The organism is Galenea microaerophila (assembly GCF_054657255.1).
Genome location: NZ_BAAHWZ010000002.1, coordinates 407,959 through 424,333 on the forward strand (window position 1 = coordinate 407,959; position 16,375 = coordinate 424,333).

At 45.8% G+C, this 16,375-nt stretch carries 17 protein-coding genes; 9 read left to right on the top strand and 8 right to left on the bottom strand.

The window, feature by feature from the left end; all coding sequences use genetic code 11:
• Positions 1-42: 42 nt before the first annotated feature.
• Complete coding sequence (locus ACYQ05_RS07295) at positions 43-1,245, top strand: EAL and HDOD domain-containing protein (protein ID WP_459819744.1); 1,203 nt, start codon at positions 43-45, stop codon at positions 1,243-1,245.
• Positions 1,246-1,304: 59 nt separating this feature from the next.
• Here ACYQ05_RS07295 and hemE read toward each other — a convergent pair whose 3' ends face one another.
• The 5 genes from hemE to trxA form a co-directional block, all read right to left on the bottom strand.
• Positions 1,305-2,369: a uroporphyrinogen decarboxylase gene (gene hemE / locus ACYQ05_RS07300; protein WP_459819746.1), complete on the bottom strand. Its 1,065-nt coding sequence runs from the start codon at positions 2,367-2,369 to the stop codon at positions 1,305-1,307.
• Positions 2,370-2,476: 107 nt separating this feature from the next.
• Positions 2,477-3,298 (bottom strand): thermonuclease family protein, encoded by an 822-nt coding sequence (locus ACYQ05_RS07305; RefSeq protein ID WP_459819748.1) that lies wholly within the window; start codon positions 3,296-3,298, stop codon positions 2,477-2,479.
• A 124-nt stretch (positions 3,299-3,422) separates the two neighbouring features.
• Positions 3,423-3,677, bottom strand: coding sequence for a type B 50S ribosomal protein L31 (locus tag ACYQ05_RS07310; RefSeq protein ID WP_459819750.1), 255 nt, complete (start codon positions 3,675-3,677; stop codon positions 3,423-3,425).
• Positions 3,678-3,747: 70 nt separating this feature from the next.
• Positions 3,748-5,004: a transcription termination factor Rho gene (rho, locus tag ACYQ05_RS07315; protein ID WP_459819752.1), complete on the bottom strand. Its 1,257-nt coding sequence runs from the start codon at positions 5,002-5,004 to the stop codon at positions 3,748-3,750.
• Positions 5,005-5,117: 113 nt separating this feature from the next.
• Positions 5,118-5,444 carry a thioredoxin TrxA gene (trxA, locus tag ACYQ05_RS07320; protein WP_459819754.1) on the bottom strand — a complete coding sequence of 109 codons (327 nt, stop codon included), beginning with the start codon at positions 5,442-5,444 and terminating at the stop codon, positions 5,118-5,120.
• A gap of 231 nt (positions 5,445-5,675) precedes the next feature.
• Between trxA and uvrD the strand changes: the two genes are divergently transcribed.
• The 4 genes from uvrD (at position 5,676) to ACYQ05_RS07340 (ending at position 11,250) form a co-directional block, all read left to right on the top strand.
• Entirely contained in the window at positions 5,676-7,877 is a 2,202-nt protein-coding gene (gene uvrD, locus ACYQ05_RS07325; protein ID WP_459819756.1) for a DNA helicase II, read from the top strand.
• A gap of 9 nt (positions 7,878-7,886) precedes the next feature.
• Positions 7,887-8,612 (top strand): ABC transporter ATP-binding protein, encoded by a 726-nt coding sequence (locus ACYQ05_RS07330; RefSeq protein ID WP_459819758.1) that lies wholly within the window; start codon positions 7,887-7,889, stop codon positions 8,610-8,612.
• Positions 8,609-10,603 carry a bifunctional tRNA (5-methylaminomethyl-2-thiouridine)(34)-methyltransferase MnmC2/FAD-dependent 5-carboxymethylaminomethyl-2-thiouridine(34) oxidoreductase MnmC1 gene (gene mnmC / locus ACYQ05_RS07335; RefSeq protein ID WP_459819760.1) on the top strand — a complete coding sequence of 665 codons (1,995 nt, stop codon included), beginning with the start codon at positions 8,609-8,611 and terminating at the stop codon, positions 10,601-10,603. Before ACYQ05_RS07330 ends, mnmC begins: the two co-directional genes overlap by 4 nt.
• Before the next feature lie 65 nt (positions 10,604-10,668).
• Complete coding sequence (locus ACYQ05_RS07340) at positions 10,669-11,250, top strand: YfaZ family outer membrane protein (RefSeq protein WP_459819762.1); 582 nt, start codon at positions 10,669-10,671, stop codon at positions 11,248-11,250.
• Between the two features lie 9 nt (positions 11,251-11,259).
• Here the strand turns inward: ACYQ05_RS07340 and ACYQ05_RS07345 are convergent, their stop codons facing one another.
• Both ACYQ05_RS07345 and ACYQ05_RS07350 read right to left on the bottom strand, forming a co-directional pair.
• Positions 11,260-11,601, bottom strand: a complete 342-nt coding sequence (locus ACYQ05_RS07345) for a hypothetical protein (protein ID WP_459819764.1) — start codon at positions 11,599-11,601, stop codon at positions 11,260-11,262.
• Positions 11,598-11,936, bottom strand: coding sequence for a HopJ type III effector protein (locus ACYQ05_RS07350; protein ID WP_459819766.1), 339 nt, complete (start codon positions 11,934-11,936; stop codon positions 11,598-11,600). Before ACYQ05_RS07350 ends, ACYQ05_RS07345 begins: the two co-directional genes overlap by 4 nt.
• A gap of 92 nt (positions 11,937-12,028) precedes the next feature.
• Here ACYQ05_RS07350 and ACYQ05_RS07355 point away from each other — a divergent pair, with 92 nt between their 5' ends.
• Both ACYQ05_RS07355 and ACYQ05_RS07360 read left to right on the top strand, forming a co-directional pair.
• A complete protein-coding gene (locus tag ACYQ05_RS07355) occupies positions 12,029-13,141 on the top strand; it encodes a TRAP transporter substrate-binding protein (RefSeq protein ID WP_459819768.1) in 1,113 nt (370 codons plus the stop codon).
• Positions 13,142-13,153: 12 nt separating this feature from the next.
• The gene (locus tag ACYQ05_RS07360) at positions 13,154-13,723 is read left to right on the top strand and encodes a Tll0287-like domain-containing protein (protein WP_459819769.1); all 570 of its coding nucleotides are present in this window, start codon (positions 13,154-13,156) and stop codon (positions 13,721-13,723) included.
• Between the two features lie 76 nt (positions 13,724-13,799).
• Here the strand turns inward: ACYQ05_RS07360 and ACYQ05_RS07365 are convergent, their stop codons facing one another.
• Complete coding sequence (locus ACYQ05_RS07365; RefSeq protein WP_459819771.1) at positions 13,800-15,176, bottom strand: GGDEF domain-containing protein; 1,377 nt, start codon at positions 15,174-15,176, stop codon at positions 13,800-13,802.
• A 65-nt stretch (positions 15,177-15,241) separates the two neighbouring features.
• Between ACYQ05_RS07365 and rsmD the strand changes: the two genes are divergently transcribed.
• Both rsmD and coaD read left to right on the top strand, forming a co-directional pair.
• Positions 15,242-15,850: a 16S rRNA (guanine(966)-N(2))-methyltransferase RsmD gene (rsmD, locus tag ACYQ05_RS07370; protein WP_459819773.1), complete on the top strand. Its 609-nt coding sequence runs from the start codon at positions 15,242-15,244 to the stop codon at positions 15,848-15,850.
• A gap of 20 nt (positions 15,851-15,870) precedes the next feature.
• Complete coding sequence (gene coaD / locus ACYQ05_RS07375) at positions 15,871-16,374, top strand: pantetheine-phosphate adenylyltransferase (RefSeq protein ID WP_459819775.1); 504 nt, start codon at positions 15,871-15,873, stop codon at positions 16,372-16,374.
• The last annotated feature ends 1 nt before the right edge of the window (position 16,375 follow it).

Below are 16,375 nucleotides of genomic sequence, written 5' to 3' on the forward strand. Positions count from 1 at the left end.
CACTAAAAGAGTTGGTGGCACCTGAATAAAAAAAGGACGACTATGTATAGTCAAGAGATCTATATTGCTAAGCAGCCCATTTTTAATCGAGAGTTTCGTACCTATGCTTATGAATTGCTCTTTAGAAATGGTAAGGGTGAGAATATTGCCAATATTCTGAATGGGGAAGAAGCCACTACTCAGGTAATTATGAATACGTTGGGTGAGTTCGGCCTAAATGAATTGGTGGGTGAGGCAAAAGCGTTTGTTAATTTGACTGAAGGTTTATTGAACCGCCAGGTGCGTCATATTTTACCGGTAAAAAATGTGGTGGTTGAAGTGCTGGAAGATGTTCATGTGACACCAGCGTTGATTAGAAGATTAAAAGAACTGAGAAGTCATGGTTTTACCATTGCGCTAGATGACTATATCTTTCACCCTGAGCTTCAACCATTAGAGGATGTCGCAGATCTGATTAAAGTGGATATTTTGCAGGCGGGTCCGCGAAAACTGATTGAGCATACGCAAAGATTAAAGAATAAGGGAATTCGGCTGCTTGCGGAAAAAGTAGAGACCGAAGAGCAATATCTTTTTTGTCACCGTCTAGGTTATGATTATTTTCAAGGCTATTTTTTTGCCAAGCCCAAAATTGTCGAAGGTAGAGCAATTCCACCTTCCAAATTGAGTGTATTAGAACTGCTCTCTAAACTGAATGATCCCGATGTGAGTTTAGTTGAAGTCAGTCAGGTGATCTCTAAAGATGTGGCGCTCAGTGAAAAACTGATAAAGTTTTTAGGTGGGATGCAGAGTGAGAAGTTGCACTCCGTTCACGATGCCGTATTAAGGTTTGGTTTGAAACGGTTGCAATGTTGGGGCGGTATGTTAGTCTTGACAATGTTAGAAGATAAACCCCCTGAACTCTTTAGAACAGCTTTGGTTAGAGCTACCTTTTGCGAACTGATTGGCGAAAAAATAGGTCAACCTGCAAAAGAGACGTATTATACGGTAGGCTTATTCTCAACTTTAGAAGCCATGATGGATGTGCCATTAGAGCAGCTGTTGGCGCAAATGAAATTGAGTTCAGATGTGGAAGCTGCACTATTATCCCATAAAGGCCCACTGGGGCAAGTCTTGCAAATAGTGCTGACCTTAGAGCAAGGAAAGGTGCCAGAGTCTTTACCTGATGGCATCACCTCTGAAGATATCTCCCAAGCCATGCTTAAAGCGATGCAGACGGCGCAAAAAATGGAGATTGAGGAGAAATAAGCTCATTAAAAGTTTTTTGAGCAGAGAAAAGCCCCGTAAGGGGCTTTTTAATGGATGGCTTATGGATGGTACTTGGGGCTGAGTTCGACAACTGCGTCAATAAAAGCGCCCACCGTTTCAGGGTTGATCTCTGGGTGTACACCATGCCCCAGGTTAAAGACATGTCCAGTGCCTTGACCATAACTTTCTAATACGGTCGCCACTTCTTGACGGACACGTTCCGGTGAAGCGTAAAGTACAGTGGGATCCATATTGCCTTGTAATGCCACTTTATCGCCCACGCGAGCGCGTGCATCAGCGAGGTCTAAGGTCCAATCTACGCCTAAGGCATGTGCACCAGTCTCTGCCATCGATTCCAGCCATAATCCGCCACCTTTGGTAAAGAGGATCACTGGGATCTCTCTGCCTTCACGCGTTTTAATTAACCCATCGACAATTTTCTGCATATAGTGCAAAGAGAAGGCTTGATAGTCACGAGGGGTGAGCACACCGCCCCAAGTATCAAAAATCTGCACGGCTTGGGCGCCAGATTCAATTTGCGCATTGAGGTAAGCGGTGACAGAATCTGCAAGGACCTCTAAAATTTGATGCAGCATTTCTGGTTGGTCAAACAGCATCGCTTTGATTTTTGAGAAGGTTTTGCTAGAGCCGCCTTCTACCATATAGGTAGCTAAGGTCCATGGGCTGCCTGAGAAACCAATTAAAGGGACGCGGCCATTAAGCGCTTTGCGAATGGTGCTTACCGCATCCATCACATAGCCTAAATCATCTTGCATATCGGGGACATGCAGTTTGTCTACATCGGCTTGGGTGCGAATAGGGTGGTCAAAAACGGGGCCTTCGCCGGCTTCAAAGCGTAAGCCAAGCCCCATCGCATCAGGAATGGTTAAAATATCGGAAAAAAGAATGGCCGCGTCCAATGGATAGCGTTCTAATGGCTGTAAAGTGACTTCACAAGCCAGCTCTTTATTTCGGCATAGATCCATAAATGAACCCGCCTTGGCTCGTGTCGCGCGATATTCAGGAAGGTAACGCCCAGCTTGTCGCATCATCCAGACTGGGGTGCGATCGACAGGTTGTTTTAATAGGGCGCGTAAAAAACGATCGTTCTGTAATTCTGCCATTCTCAATTCCTAGTTTAAAGAGGCTTTTATTGCTTAGCATTGCCGAAAGGGGGCAAAGGTTCTCTATGAAGAAAAAAGCATTATTTTAACTGATTTTTCTTTTGGCTTTAGGGCTGATTGTGTAAAGCATCTAATAGATTAATGGCATTGGGGCTCTGAATCACCACATACATGGCTTTATTATAGATAAACCCATAGCCTCGCACTTCAACTGTTTGCCCTTGAAGCGCTTTCAATTTTTGGTAATCAAAACGGTGCCAATCTTTTTTCTTAATACGAATGCCGGTAGTATCCATATTGATAATATAGTTATTACTTGTTTTCCAAACTTGTTTAATCGGCCCTTGGATTATGCGAAAGCCAATATCATCCAATGTCAATTGCGAGCTTTGAACGAGTGGAAAATGGAGCTGGGGATATTTTTTTTCTACCGCCCATAAACCCACCACATTTTTGCGCGCATCCGCTTCGGCTTGAAGATAGCATTTGGCATGACGGCTGTTTTCTGCTTCAGGTAAGAAAAGCCCCAACCCTTGTTCAATCATCAGCTTTTCAATTGAAATCAGTCGTTTGCCTTCTTTAACATAGCCGTGAAACTTAACGCGTAGAAACTTATCGACTTTAACTTTGTCATATTCTATGCCCACCATTTGATCGTGATCGGCCAGAATTTGATTGAGCGTTTTTTGTGCGGTCTTGGCAAGCGGTTGTCCATGTTGCTGAAAAAATTTGCTTTTTTGCGCTCTTAAGGGCGCATAGAGGCCATTGAGTTGATAGGTGACGCCTTTTGCAACCATTTTATTGCCAGCGGTGGCATAATCCATTTTGACCCATTTATCGATTTTAATGGGCTGACAATCTTGCATCTCCGCAAAGGCGAGCGTTGGTAGGACGAGTAATAAGCTAAAGAATAGGCTGGCAGGGCGCACAAAAATAGTCCTTATGAAGCAAAGGTTGTTAATGCGTTTATTCTACTGTTAAAAAGGGATGAGTTCAATTGGATAAAAAAACCGCCCAAAAGGCGGTTTAAGGAGGGTAAAGAAGGAGTGAAAATTATTTGCCGCGCATGCCATATTTTTGGCGGAATTTTTCCACGCGTCCTTCGGTATCCACAAGGTTCTGTTGACCTGTATAGAAAGGGTGAGAAGCTGAAGTAACTTCTACACGAATCAAAGGATACTCGTGACCATCAAGGGTGATTGTTTCATCATTTTTAGGCTTGATGGTTGAGCGAGTTAAAAAAGTGGTGCCAGTTGAAATATCCTGGAAAACGACTTCTCTGTATTCTGGGTGAATGCCTGGTTTCATAGTGACAATTCCGTTATATGTTTTTTATAAAAGAGGAATTATAATTTGCTTCTATTTGTTTTGCAAGCTTTTATCGCTTCATTGAAGCAAAAAGCGCTTGGTTGGTTTTACTGACTTTCATTTGTTCGATCAATGTTTCAATCGCCTCGACCTCACTCATAGACTGTAAGAAGCGGCGGAGAATCCAAATATTTTGGTACTCTTCAGGTGTGAGCAGCAGCTCTTCTTTTCGGGTACCGGATTTGGTGATATTGATCGCTGGGAAAATACGTTTTTCAGCGATATTACGAGAAAGGTGCAGTTCCATATTCCCGGTTCCTTTAAACTCTTCAAAGATCACTTCATCCATTTTAGAGCCGGTGTCAACCAAGGCGGTGGCGATAATGGTTAGAGAGCCCCCTTCTTCAATATTACGCGCGGCACCAAAAAAACGTTTAGGACGGTGTAGGGCATTGGCATCGACCCCGCCGGTGAGAATTTTGCCAGAGGCTGGGACCACTGTATTGTAAGCGCGTGCTAAACGGGTAATGGAGTCAAGTAAAATCACCACGTCGCGTTTGTGTTCGACGAGTCGTTTGGCTTTTTCAATTACCATTTCGGCCACTTGCACATGGCGAGTGGCTGGCTCATCAAAGGTAGAGGAGATGACTTCGCCTTTAACGGTGCGCTGCATTTCGGTGACCTCTTCTGGGCGTTCATCAATCAGCAGCACAATCAAGTAACATTCAGGGTGGTTTTCTGCAATCGACTGGGCCATTTGCTGCAGAATGACCGTTTTCCCTGATTTTGGCGGCGCGACAATCAAACCGCGCTGTCCCTTACCAAAGGGTGCGGCAATATCGATAATGCGGGGCGTAATATCTTCGGTACTGCCGTTGCCGACCTCCATTCGCAACCTTTCGGTAGGGTGTAATGGGGTGAGGTTTTCAAATGCAATCTTTTTCTGTGCCATTTCAGGGGGTTCAAAGTTGATCTGTTCAACTTTGAGCAGGGCAAAATAGCGTTCGCCCTCTTTTGGTGGACGAATTTTGCCAAAAATCGTATCCCCTTTGCGTAATCCGAAACGACGAATTTGTCGAGGAGAGACATAGAGGTCATCCGGACCTGCCAAATAGGAACCTTCTTCAGAACGTAAAAAACCAAAACCATCCGGTAGGATTTCTAAAACGCCTTCGCCATAGATGTCCTCGCCATTGGCTGCTTGGGCTTTGAGGATGGCGAAAATGATGTCTTGCTTGCGTTGACGTGCGACATTCTCGAGTCCGAGTTCATTTGCGATGTCTAAAAGTTCTGCGGCAGATTTTTTCTTTAAATCAGATAAGTGCATAGTTTCTTGTCTATTGATTGAGTTGTTTAGGGTTATTGTGAAAAGCAGTGACGGAAAAGTTGAAGAAGGTGATTTGCTGAAGGACTGCTGCCTTCAGCAATAGAAAGCATGTTTTATAGATTGTTATCCAAGAAGCTGGTGAGCTGAGACTTGGAAAGCGCGCCCACTTGAGTGGCATCGACAGCACCATTTTTGAATAGCATTAGAGTAGGAATCCCACGAACCCCATACTTAGGTGGCGTCTCTGGGTTTTCATCAATATTGAGTTTGACGATTTTTACTTTGCCGGCGTACTCAGGCGCGACTTCGTTCAAAATTGGGGCAATCATTTTACAAGGTCCACACCATTCAGCCCAAAAGTCGACTAAAACGGGGATGTCAGACTTTAGGACATCTTCTTCAAAGGTTGCATCACTGGTTGCAGTAATATGTTCACTCATGTATCTCTCCTAACGATTATAATGATACTCCTGAGGCCATAGTTAAAAACGCAATGAAGGTTCTTAAACATTCGCAAAAGTTGAGGGGCGTTCAGGAGTGTGATTCTGATTTTAGTGACTTTGTCGTTGCAATAATATGACAAAGTCAACAAAAAGAAAATTTTTATTTTGTAATTATTACATTGCTTGAAATTAAATTGCAAGCATTCATTGTAAATTAATGGAATTTAGATGGATATTTCCCACATTATTGAAGGTTTAAATGAAGCGCAACGCGAGGCGGTGACCTTAGATGAAACCCATGCGTTGATTTTGGCCGGTGCTGGTAGCGGAAAAACGCGCGTTTTAATTCATCGCATCGCGTGGTTAACTCAGGTGCTCGGGGCCTCGCCCTATAATGTCTTGGCGGTGACCTTTACCAATAAGGCGGCTGCGGAGATGCGTGGGCGGATGGAGCAGATGATTGGCTCGCAAGCCCAACAGGTGACTATGGGTACTTTTCATGGCATTGCCTATCAGTTGCTGCGTCGACATTATCAAGAGGCGGGGTTGCCGCAAAATTTTCAAATTCTCGACAGTGATGACCAAAAGCGCGTGATTAAGCGCCTGCTGAAGACGATGGACCTAGATGAGAAGCAATGGCCACATCGACAAGTACAAGCTTTTATTAATGGTGAGAAAGAGGCCGGACGCCGTCCGCACCATATTGACCCGGAAAACAACCCTTTTGTGAAAAAGATGGTGCAGATCTATCAAGCTTATGAAGCGCAGTGTCAGCGTTCAGGTTTGGTCGATTTTGCAGAGTTGTTATTGCGCGCCCATGAGCTGTGGTTAAAAAATCCGGCTCTATTGGTGCATTATCAACAGCGGTTTCGTCACATCTTGGTGGATGAGTTTCAAGATACCAACAGCTTGCAATATGCGTGGTTACGTGTTTTAGCAGGTGGCACAGGCAAGCTGTTTGTGGTGGGGGATGATGACCAATCGATTTACGGTTGGCGGGGGGCAAAAATCGAAAATATCCGTCAGTTTGATCAAGATTTCGCCGACGTTAAGGTGATTCGCTTAGAGCAAAATTACCGTTCAACCAATACCATATTGAAGGCGGCCAATGGACTGATCGCGCATAATGAAACGCGTCTGGGGAAAAATCTATGGTCGGCAGGTGAAGAGGGTGCGCCGATTGAGATTTATGAAGCCTTTAATGAGGTGGATGAGGCGCGCTATGTGTGCCATCAAATCGAGCAGTGGTGTGAACAGGGCGGTGCGAGAGATGAAGTGGCGGTGTTGTATCGTTCCAATGCACAGTCGCGGGTGTTGGAGCAGGCGTTGTTACAAGCACAGATTCCTTATCGGGTTTATGGCGGCCTGCGCTTTTACGATCGCGCTGAGATTCGAGATGTTTTAGCCTATTTGCGGCTGGTACTGAATCGGCATGATGATGCTGCTTTTGAGCGGGTTCACAACCACCCTCCGCGGGGGATTGGCGCCAAAACTGCAGATAAGATTCGGACGGTGGCGCGTGAACAGAATCTTTCATTATGGGCCGCTGCGCAGAAAATGATTGCGGAAAAAGGGCTGACCGCTCGAGCAGCCACAGCCATGCAAGGGTTTCTCTCATTAATTGAGGACTTCGATGCACGCCAGCCGGAAACATTACAAGATTTGGTGATGCAGGTGATCAGCCGCTCAGGGTTACAGCTCTATTTTGAAAAAGAGGCTTCTGAGCAGGGACAAGGGCGTTTGGAGAACTTGGATGAGTTGATCAATGCGGTCTCGCAGTTTGAAACTTCAGACGACGCGCCAGACAACTTTTTGGATGAGGAAGAAGCGTCAGAACTTTCACCCTTGGCTGAGTTTTTGGCACAAGCCTCATTAGAGGCTGGAGAGCAACAGGCTTCAGCAGGCGAGACGGCTGTACAGCTGATGACCTTGCATGCGGCTAAGGGTTTGGAGTTTCCTAAGGTGATGATCGTGGGCATGGAAGAGGGGCTGTTTCCTTCACAGCAGTCGCTAGAGGAGCCCTACCGACTTGAGGAAGAGCGCCGTTTGGCCTATGTGGGCATTACGCGCGCGGAGCAATCGCTGACCTTGACCTATGCCAGCCGTCGTCGCTTGCATGGTCAAGAATTTTATCCTCATCCTTCGCGTTTTTTACGGGAGATTCCCGATGAATGTGTGCATTGGGTGCGGATGAATCATGCGCAAGCTGATGTTCAACCGACACGACAGTTGGGTGAATCCTGTATGCAGGCGGCTCTGCATCAGCAAGCGGGTTATGTACCTGGAGAGCAGGTGTTTCATCAGAAGTTTGGTGAGGGAGTGGTGCTGGCCTGTGAAGGCAGTGGTGAACATGCACGCATTCACATTCATTTTGAACAAGCCGGAAGTAAATGGTTGGTAGCGGGTTATGCTAACCTGCAAAAAATATAAGAGGTTAAATTGTTTAAGGTCGAAAAGGTCAGTTGTCCTCCCTATTTAGCGGAAGTGAGTTTTGAGGTCGCCGCCGGTCAAATCATAACCCTGATGGGCGCTTCAGGGGTGGGAAAATCTGTATTGCTGCGCGCTTTGGCAGACTTGGAGCCGCATCAGGGAGAGGTTTGGCTGCAGCATCAAGCGCAATCCAGTCTGCCGGCACCACAGTGGCGGCGACAAGTGATGTGGTTTGGTGCAGAAACCGCTTGGTGGCATGATACGGTGCAAGCTCATTTTGATGAATTGGCGAAATGGCTCCCCACTCCTTCAACAGAGTGTTCAGACAAACCCTCAAAAAAGGTGAAAAAAAGCCAGAATTCCCAGTCCTGCCAGGAGTTGGACGATTTGAGCCTTGAGTTTGCTCAGCGCTTAAAGGGCGGTTTAGCCTGTTTAGGTTTGTCGGCTTCGATTCTGCAACAGCCGATCTGGCAGCTCTCTAGCGGGGAAAAACAGCGGTTGGCGTTGATTCGAGGGTTGCTATTACAGCCGAAGGTGTTGCTATTGGATGAAGTGACCGCCAATTTAGATGAGCAGAGCAGTCGACAGGTTGAGGCGTTGATCCATGCGTATATTCAACAGGAAAATACATCTCGCTGCGCCTTATGGGTGACCCATGATTCACAACAGAGTCAAAGGGTGAGCAATGACCACTTTCAGTTGACCGCAGAGGGGGTAAGGAATAACGTTTTATGAAGCAGGCCGATTTTATTGGGATTGTTCCTGCCAAGGTTCGTTTGTCGGAAGGCGTGCCCTATGCGGAAACTTTTGAAGACATTTATTTCAATACTCAAGATGGGGTAGCGGAAACCGAGTATGTGTTTTTACAGCACAATCAACTGCCGCAACGGTTTGAACAGAGCAAACAGTTCTGTATTGTGGAGACGGGATTTGGCAGTGGCTTAAACTTTTTGGTCACGGTGCACCACTGGCTGAAAACCGCACCTCAAGAGGCCGTTTTAGCGTATCACGCCATTGAAAAGCATCCCATTCCATTAGAGGTGTTAACGCAGCTCTACCAACAGTGGCCACAATTTTCCACTTTAGCTTCTGAACTGTTGGCTGATTATCCGCTTTTATTGCCCAGACGCCATACTTTGCGGCTATTCAATAGCCGAGTGCAACTCAATTTATGGTTTGGGGATGTGCAGCAGATGTTGCCACAACTGCCGGCTGGGCTGGAAGTCGATGCCTGGTATTTGGATGGTTTTGCACCGGCAAAAAATCCTGAGATGTGGCAGCCGGCGCTGTTTCAACAGATGGCGAGGTTGAGTCGTGCGGGGACAACCTTTGCTACTTTTACCGCTGCGGGTTTGGTGCGACGAGGGTTGCAAACAGCAGGTTTTGAGGTACAAAAAGATAAGGGGTTTGGCAAAAAGCGTGAGCTCTGTTTTGGTTATTGGCCTAAGGAGCAGCAGAACGCTTCTACTCGGGATAAAGCGCCTTGGTTTGCGCCGGCCTCCTCTTTTGAAGTGAAGGCGCAGTCGGCCATAGTGGTAGGCGCTGGATTGGCTGGGGCGACCTTGGCTTATGCATTGGCGGAAGCGGGTTATGAAGTGACGGTGTTAGAAGCCGAAGCGACCATTGCCGCGCAAGCTTCTGGCAATGCGGCGGGCGCCATTCACCCTTTAGTAACAGCAGATTGGAATTTGCGCAGTGAGTTTTATTTGCAGGGGTTTGAAGCCACCCTTCGCTGGTTAAAGCCTTGGATCGAGACGGGACAGGTGGAAGGCGCTTTTAAAGGGCTGTTACAGCTGGCTATTTCGCCGAAGATGGTTGAGCGCCTACAGCAAGCGCTGGAAAGGGTGAGCTTGCCAGCAGATTTTGCGCAAGGGTGGTCTCCACAAACCATACAGCAGCAATGGGGGGTGGAGACCTCTTATTTTGGTCTATTTTTCCCACAAGGCGGCTGGGTGGCGCCGAAAACTGTGGTGGCGACCTGTTTACATCATCCAAATATTCAGGTGCAAACGGGCATAGCCGTGCAGGACTGGGAGTTTCAGGAGAAAATTCGGACTTGGCAAGTGCAAACCGCTCGAGGGGATTTTTATGCCTCGGTTTTGGCCATTGCGACAGGTGCCTTAAATGCGTCACTCAATCAAAAATTGGGGTTGCCAATTCGACCGGTGAAAGGGCAAGTCACCACTGTAGCCAATTCCTGTGTGCAATCGCCTTTAGTGGACAGTGAACGCGTGGTGACCCATCAAGGGTATTCGGTGTTTAAACCTAATGAGTTGGTCACAGGCGCTACTTTTGAAGCGCCAGATTTATCTACTATTCCCCGAACAGACGCTGATCAGGAAAATTTGGCGCAGTTGCAACAAGCATTGCCGGATATAAAGGTGGCGCCCTGTCATAGGCTTCAAGGTCGAGTGAGCTTTCGACCGACAACACCTGATCATCTGCCCATTTTGGGACGGGTGCCTGATTGGCGACAGATGGATGAGGCGTTTTTACAGCAAAATGCCAGTAAAATGCCGCATCAATATTCTGCGCTCCAGTATCAGCCCGGCTTATTGGTTTCAAATGGACATGGGCCTAGAGGGTTAATGTCCGTCTTTTTGGCAGCAGAAGAGTGTGTTCAGCAGTTGCAGGGTTTGCCAAGCCTTTTAAGCGAACGCACCCGGAAAGCGACCCATCCGGCACGATTTGCCATTCGTCAATGGCGAAAGCGGCAAAATTCATGATAGAATTGCCTGAAGGGTATTTATAATGCACTTTGCATTTCTACAAGTCTACAAGGAGTTTAAAAATGAGATTGAAGCTGTGGTTGAATAGTTGTGTATTGAGTTTGGCTGCCACCAGTACGGCTTGGGCGGCTGGGTACGTAGGAGGCACTATTAGCCTCTCTGATAAATCAGCAGACTTGGGCGTGTTTTCGTTAAAAGAGACGGCAACGGATGTGACCCGATTAGGCGCCAATTATTTTTATAACAGCCCAGGGGATAAGTTTGTTGGCGTCCATTTGCAAGTGAATCGCAAAGGGTGGGTGTCCAGTGATAACTTGGACTTTGGCGTAAAAGCAAAAGCTTTCTATTTGAACAGAGATAAAAATGATGATGATGGTTATGGCTTAATGCTCGGGCTGGCGGGGCGTTATTGGTTCCCGACAGCTATGCCCATGGCGATTTCGGCAGAATGGTTATACTCCCCTCAGATTATTACGGGTGGAAAAGCGGAAAATGCGACAGATGCACGCATCCGTGGTGAATTGAGAGTGTTACCGAAAGTGAATGCTTTTATTGGCTATCGTAATTTGGAAGCGAAGTTTTCAAAGCATGGTACACATAATTTAGATTCGAGTTTACATATTGGGGTTGAAGTCGGGTTTTAAAGGTCTCTTTTAAGCTTCCAGTTTGAGAGGCTTAAAGATGACGGTGCCATCCGGCTCTAAAATAAAGTGTAATTTTTCCTTTATTTGTCCGCTTGCCGTTTGATCCGCACAGCTATAATTGATTTGCCAGCCCATTTGATAATGCAAAATATAGCGGCGCTCTTTGAGCCGTTCAATACGCTCGATTTGGATGTCTCCGGTTGGACTGGCGAAATGGCTGATGTGAGAGAGATCTGTATTTAAAAGCGGTTTAAGTGCGTCTAAATCTTGTTGAAAAACCAGCTGAATTTTGACCAAAGTGTCTGCGGATTCAGTTGATAGCTCTGCCAATTCTGGATATTGCCTTTTCATGATTTTTCCTTTAAGGGGTCGCCTTCGAAGTGAAGGCCTGCCCAGCCTGTTTTGATAAAATTGCGGATATTGGCATGACTTTTTCCTTCTGGATGACTCAAAACTTCCAGATAAAATTCACCAAATCCATTCAAAGTACTCTGTTTGTCCAAATGGTGGCGTTTAGCAAAGGCAAAAAGTTTACAGGAGCCATTATTTTCGCCCGCAGCGTTATTGAGTGCGCCATTTTGGAAGGCGGTAGGAGTAAAGTCATAGGTGTCATCAATCACAGCCATCACTTGCTGAAAGTGCATGGGAGCTTGTTGCAGTTGCACGATTAATTGTTCTATATTCATGATTTTCTATTCAAATTTAAATTAAGCCGATTACTTAATCGAGGCTTGAGTGTTAAAATGCAAAATTATAAATGAATCTAAAGGAGTCTGTGATGAAAAGAAGGGAGCTATTGGGGGCGATTGCGGGTGCAACAGCCGCTACAACCTTATCTGCCTGTGGTCAAAAAAGCGAAGAAAACAGCGCTGCGGTCACCGCGCAACCGGCAAAAACCTATCACTGGAAAATGGTGACCACTTGGCCTAAAAACTTTCCCGGCTTGGGAACAGGGGCCAATCAGGTGGCGCGTTTAATTGAAGAGATGTCAGGCGGCCGAATTCGGGTGAAAGTGTATGGTGCTGGCGAATTGGTAGGCGCTTTTGAAGTGTTTGATGCGGTCTCTCAAGGCAATGCGCAATTGGGACATGCAGGTGCTTACTATTGGAAAGGTAAAATCCCTGCAGCGCCTTTCTTCTCTTCCGTTCCTTTTGGTTTAACGGCCGATGAGATGAATGCTTGGCTCTATAATGGGGGTGGGTTACAGCTTTGGGAAGAGGCTTATAAGCCTTTTGGATTAATTCCCAATCCAGCAGGTAATACCGGCACTCAAATGGGCGGCTGGTTTAATAAAGAGATTCGCTCGGTGGCGGATCTTAAAGGGCTTAAAATGCGTATCCCCGGTTTTGGTGGGGATGTTTTGAAAAAGGCGGGCGGGATTCCGGTCACCTTACCTGGTGGGGAAATTTTTCAATCGCTGCAATCGGGCGCTATTGATGCGACTGAGTGGGTGGGCCCCTATAATGATCTTGCCTTTGGGTTTTATAAAGCAGCTAAATATTATTATGCGCCAGGGTGGCATGAGCCCGGATCAACCATAGAGTGTATGATTAATGAGAAGGCGTTTAATGCATTGCCAGAAGATTTACAGTCCATTGTGCGTCATGCAATGCGCATTGCGAATCAACAGATGTTGGCTGAGTATAATGCCCGCAATCCAGCCGCATTAAAAACATTGGTGGAAAAACATGGGGTACAATTAAAAACCTTCCCTAAAGAGGTGCTTGAAACTTTGCGTCAATTGAGTGATGAAGTGTTGGCAGAGGCTACGGCAAAAGATAAGTTTGCGGCGAAAGTTTGGGCATCCCAAAAAGCCTTTAAACACGCCATCAGTCAATGGACGCAAATCAGTGAACAAACTTTCTTAAATGCTCGACAAGGTATCTATTAAAAGGAGTTTAAGATGAAAAAATGGTTTTTATCAGGCGCAGCAGCTGCATTTTTAGCAGTCTCTATGCCCTCGATAGCGGAAGATTTAACCTCTTTAACAAAAGAGGGACGGCAACTGGCGAAGCAGTTTCTTGGGCAGCTAAAACCCGAACTGGTTAAGGCGATGAAATCCGGTGGTCCAGTGCATGCGCTGGATGTGTGTCATCTGAAAGCCCCGAAAATTGCCGAGAATGTGGCTCATCAATCCGGTTGGCAAGTGAAACGGGTCAGTTTAAAACCCCGTAATCCGAATGATGCACCAGATGCTTTTGAGCAGAAGGTTTTACAGCAGTTTGAGCAAGCTAAGGCCGCTGGTAAGAATGTAAAAACACTAGAGTATGGTGCCAAGGTGATGGAAAACGGCCGTCCAGTTTTTCGCTATATGAAAGCCATTCCTACGGGTGGCGTGTGTTTGGCTTGTCATGGTGAGAAGTTGGCGCCTGCGGTAGCGAAAAAAGTGCATGAACTCTACCCAAATGATCAAGCGACAGGTTATCGTGTCGGTGATATTCGTGGTGCCTTTAGTTTTAAAAAAACGCTTTAACCTAAGAGAGCAGCTTGTGCATAAATATATCTTATGTATATCTTATGCACAGGTGAAGTGAAAGGCTTATGCGACTTTACTTTTGGTCTTGATGGTAAAGGACGACACAATCACGCCCACGTTTTTTCGCTTGGTAGAGTGCGGCATCGGCTTCTTGTAATGTATGTATATAGTCAGGATGATGGTCATATTGTGCAATGCCAACAGAGATCGTGACAGTTAGCCTTTGATTATGCAGGTTAATTGGGGTAGCTTTAACTGCCCGACGAATCTTCTCCCCTATGGCGACTAAGGTTTGAGGACTGACCTCTTCTGTCGCAGGAAGCAAGACTAAAAACTCTTCTCCACCAAATCGGAAAGCCAAATCGGTGACTCGAATTTGCGCTTGAAGACGTTGTGCCACCTCTTTTAAAACGACATCACCCGCTTCATGGCCATAGGTGTCATTAAACTTTTTAAAATGATCAATGTCAGCCATCAGTATGGCATAAGAGGCATGTTTCGTACGCGCTAAATGATGCTCTTTAGCTAGGGCCGCTTCCAGAAGTCGACGATTGAATAAGCGGGTTAAAGGATCTCGGTTGCTGTTTTCCTTACGGAGATCATCTGATAGCTCTTGGAGTGCATAGGTGAGTTCTTTGGTTTGATTTTTGAGTTGATGAATCGTCTCAATAAAGTGATCGCAAGCTTGTGCTTGATTGCTCTGGATAAAGTTAGACAATTTTTCAGTCAGCTGATAAATTTTTTGGCACTGTGGGTGGGTTTCTTCAATCAGGGGTAATCGATGCGTGATCCATAAATAAAAATCGGTGTTGCTAAAATCTTCAGATTTAGGTGGTTTTCCTTCTTGAAGCTGAAGAATGGTTTCCAGCAACCACTCAGTGATTTCACTTTTGATCAGAATCAGTTCATGGGCAAATTCGCCATCTGAATAGGTCAGGGCAAGCGTTTGCTTTTCTTGAGTCAGTCGTGTTTCTTGTTTTTGATAGGCGTTATTGATCTGTGAAGTACTAAATTCGATAATTTCTGCAATAATTAAAAACAGTTTTGAGCGTGCTAATAATTTGTCAGAGGAGACAGAGCCGTCTCTAAGCGGTTGTTGAATAAGCGCTTGAAAAAAGAGTTTTTTATAGAACCAAGTCGCCTCTTCCATTAATGAGAGCGGCAGTTCTATACGGGCATGAATTTCACCAATTTTGAATTGCTCCGCAAGGAAAGCTTCTTTATCAGCTTCCGTATGAGGCTGTAATACATTGATGAGCCACTTTTTTTGTGCGTGATATAGACGATTACGCACAATGTCTTCATCTAGAAATTTTTGGGTTTCTGGATTGTTTAGCAAGGCTTGATAAAAACCTTCCACCACTTGCGGTAAAATGCTTTTAATTAGTGTTTGCTGTTGGATGAGCAGTTGGTTATTTTCTGCCGAGTAACAGGATTCATATTGGATCATGGTTCAATTAACACTTTTTTGTCATTAACATTATAAAAATTTATTATATATGAAAAAGGTGGAAAATGTCATTTAAACAACCATTTAACAAGCATGCTAAGCGTCGTCTCAAGAGCGGACAAATTGGAGAGGTGCGTATTATTGGCGGGGCGTTCCGAGGCCGAAAATTACCGGTTTTATCTGCAGAAGGGTTGAGACCTTCAGCAGATCGGGTACGTGAAACCCTGTTTAATTGGTTGCAGTTTGAGATCGCAGGCGCCAAATGCTTAGATGCTTTTGCGGGCTCAGGCGCTTTAGGGTTGGAGGCTCTGTCTCGTGGTGCGCAGTCGGTGACCTTTATGGAATTGAATCCACAAGCTGCACAACAATTGAAGCAAAATCTGCAGCTTCTTGAGGTTAACAATGCACAAGTTTTGTTGGTAGACGCATTGCAGCAGCTTTCTACAATGAGTACGACATTTGATGGCATTTTTCTCGACCCACCTTTTAATAAAGGTTTGATGCAGCCGACTATCGATGGTATTTTTCAACAGCAGTTGCTCCGGCCTTCTGGATGGCTCTATTTAGAACAAGAAAAGTCATTACCTTGGCCGCAAATGCCTGAAGGGTGGAAATGTGTGCGTGAGAAGACCACCGCTCAGGTAAAATACGGCTTGTTTCGTCAACAAGAATAGAAATTAAATTAGGAAAAGTTATGTCTATTACGGCGGTATACCCAGGCACTTTTGACCCAATTACCAATGGGCATCTGGATTTAGTGGAGCGGGCAGTCCGGTTTTATGATCGTTTGGTCATTGCTGTGGCCAATAATCGCAATAAACAGTCACTGTTTGATTTGGACAGCCGTGTCCAATTGGTGCAACAGGTCACCGCCCATCTCCCTCATGTGGAGGTGATGGCATTTGATGGCTTACTGGTGGAATTTGTGCATCAAATTCAAGGTAATGTGCTGTTAAGAGGGTTGCGTGCAGTGTCGGACTTTGAATATGAATTTCAGTTGGCTTCTATGAACCGTAAGCTGGCGCCTGAGATTGAAACCATGTTTATGACGCCAGCCGAGCAGTATGCCTTTATCTCTTCAAGTTTGGTGAAAGAGGTTGCGCGATTGAATGGGGATGTGTCAGAGTTTGTCCCCCCTATTGTCGCTCAAGCGCTTCAAAAGCGTTTTAATGAGAAGTTTGGCACGGGTGGGATGTAAG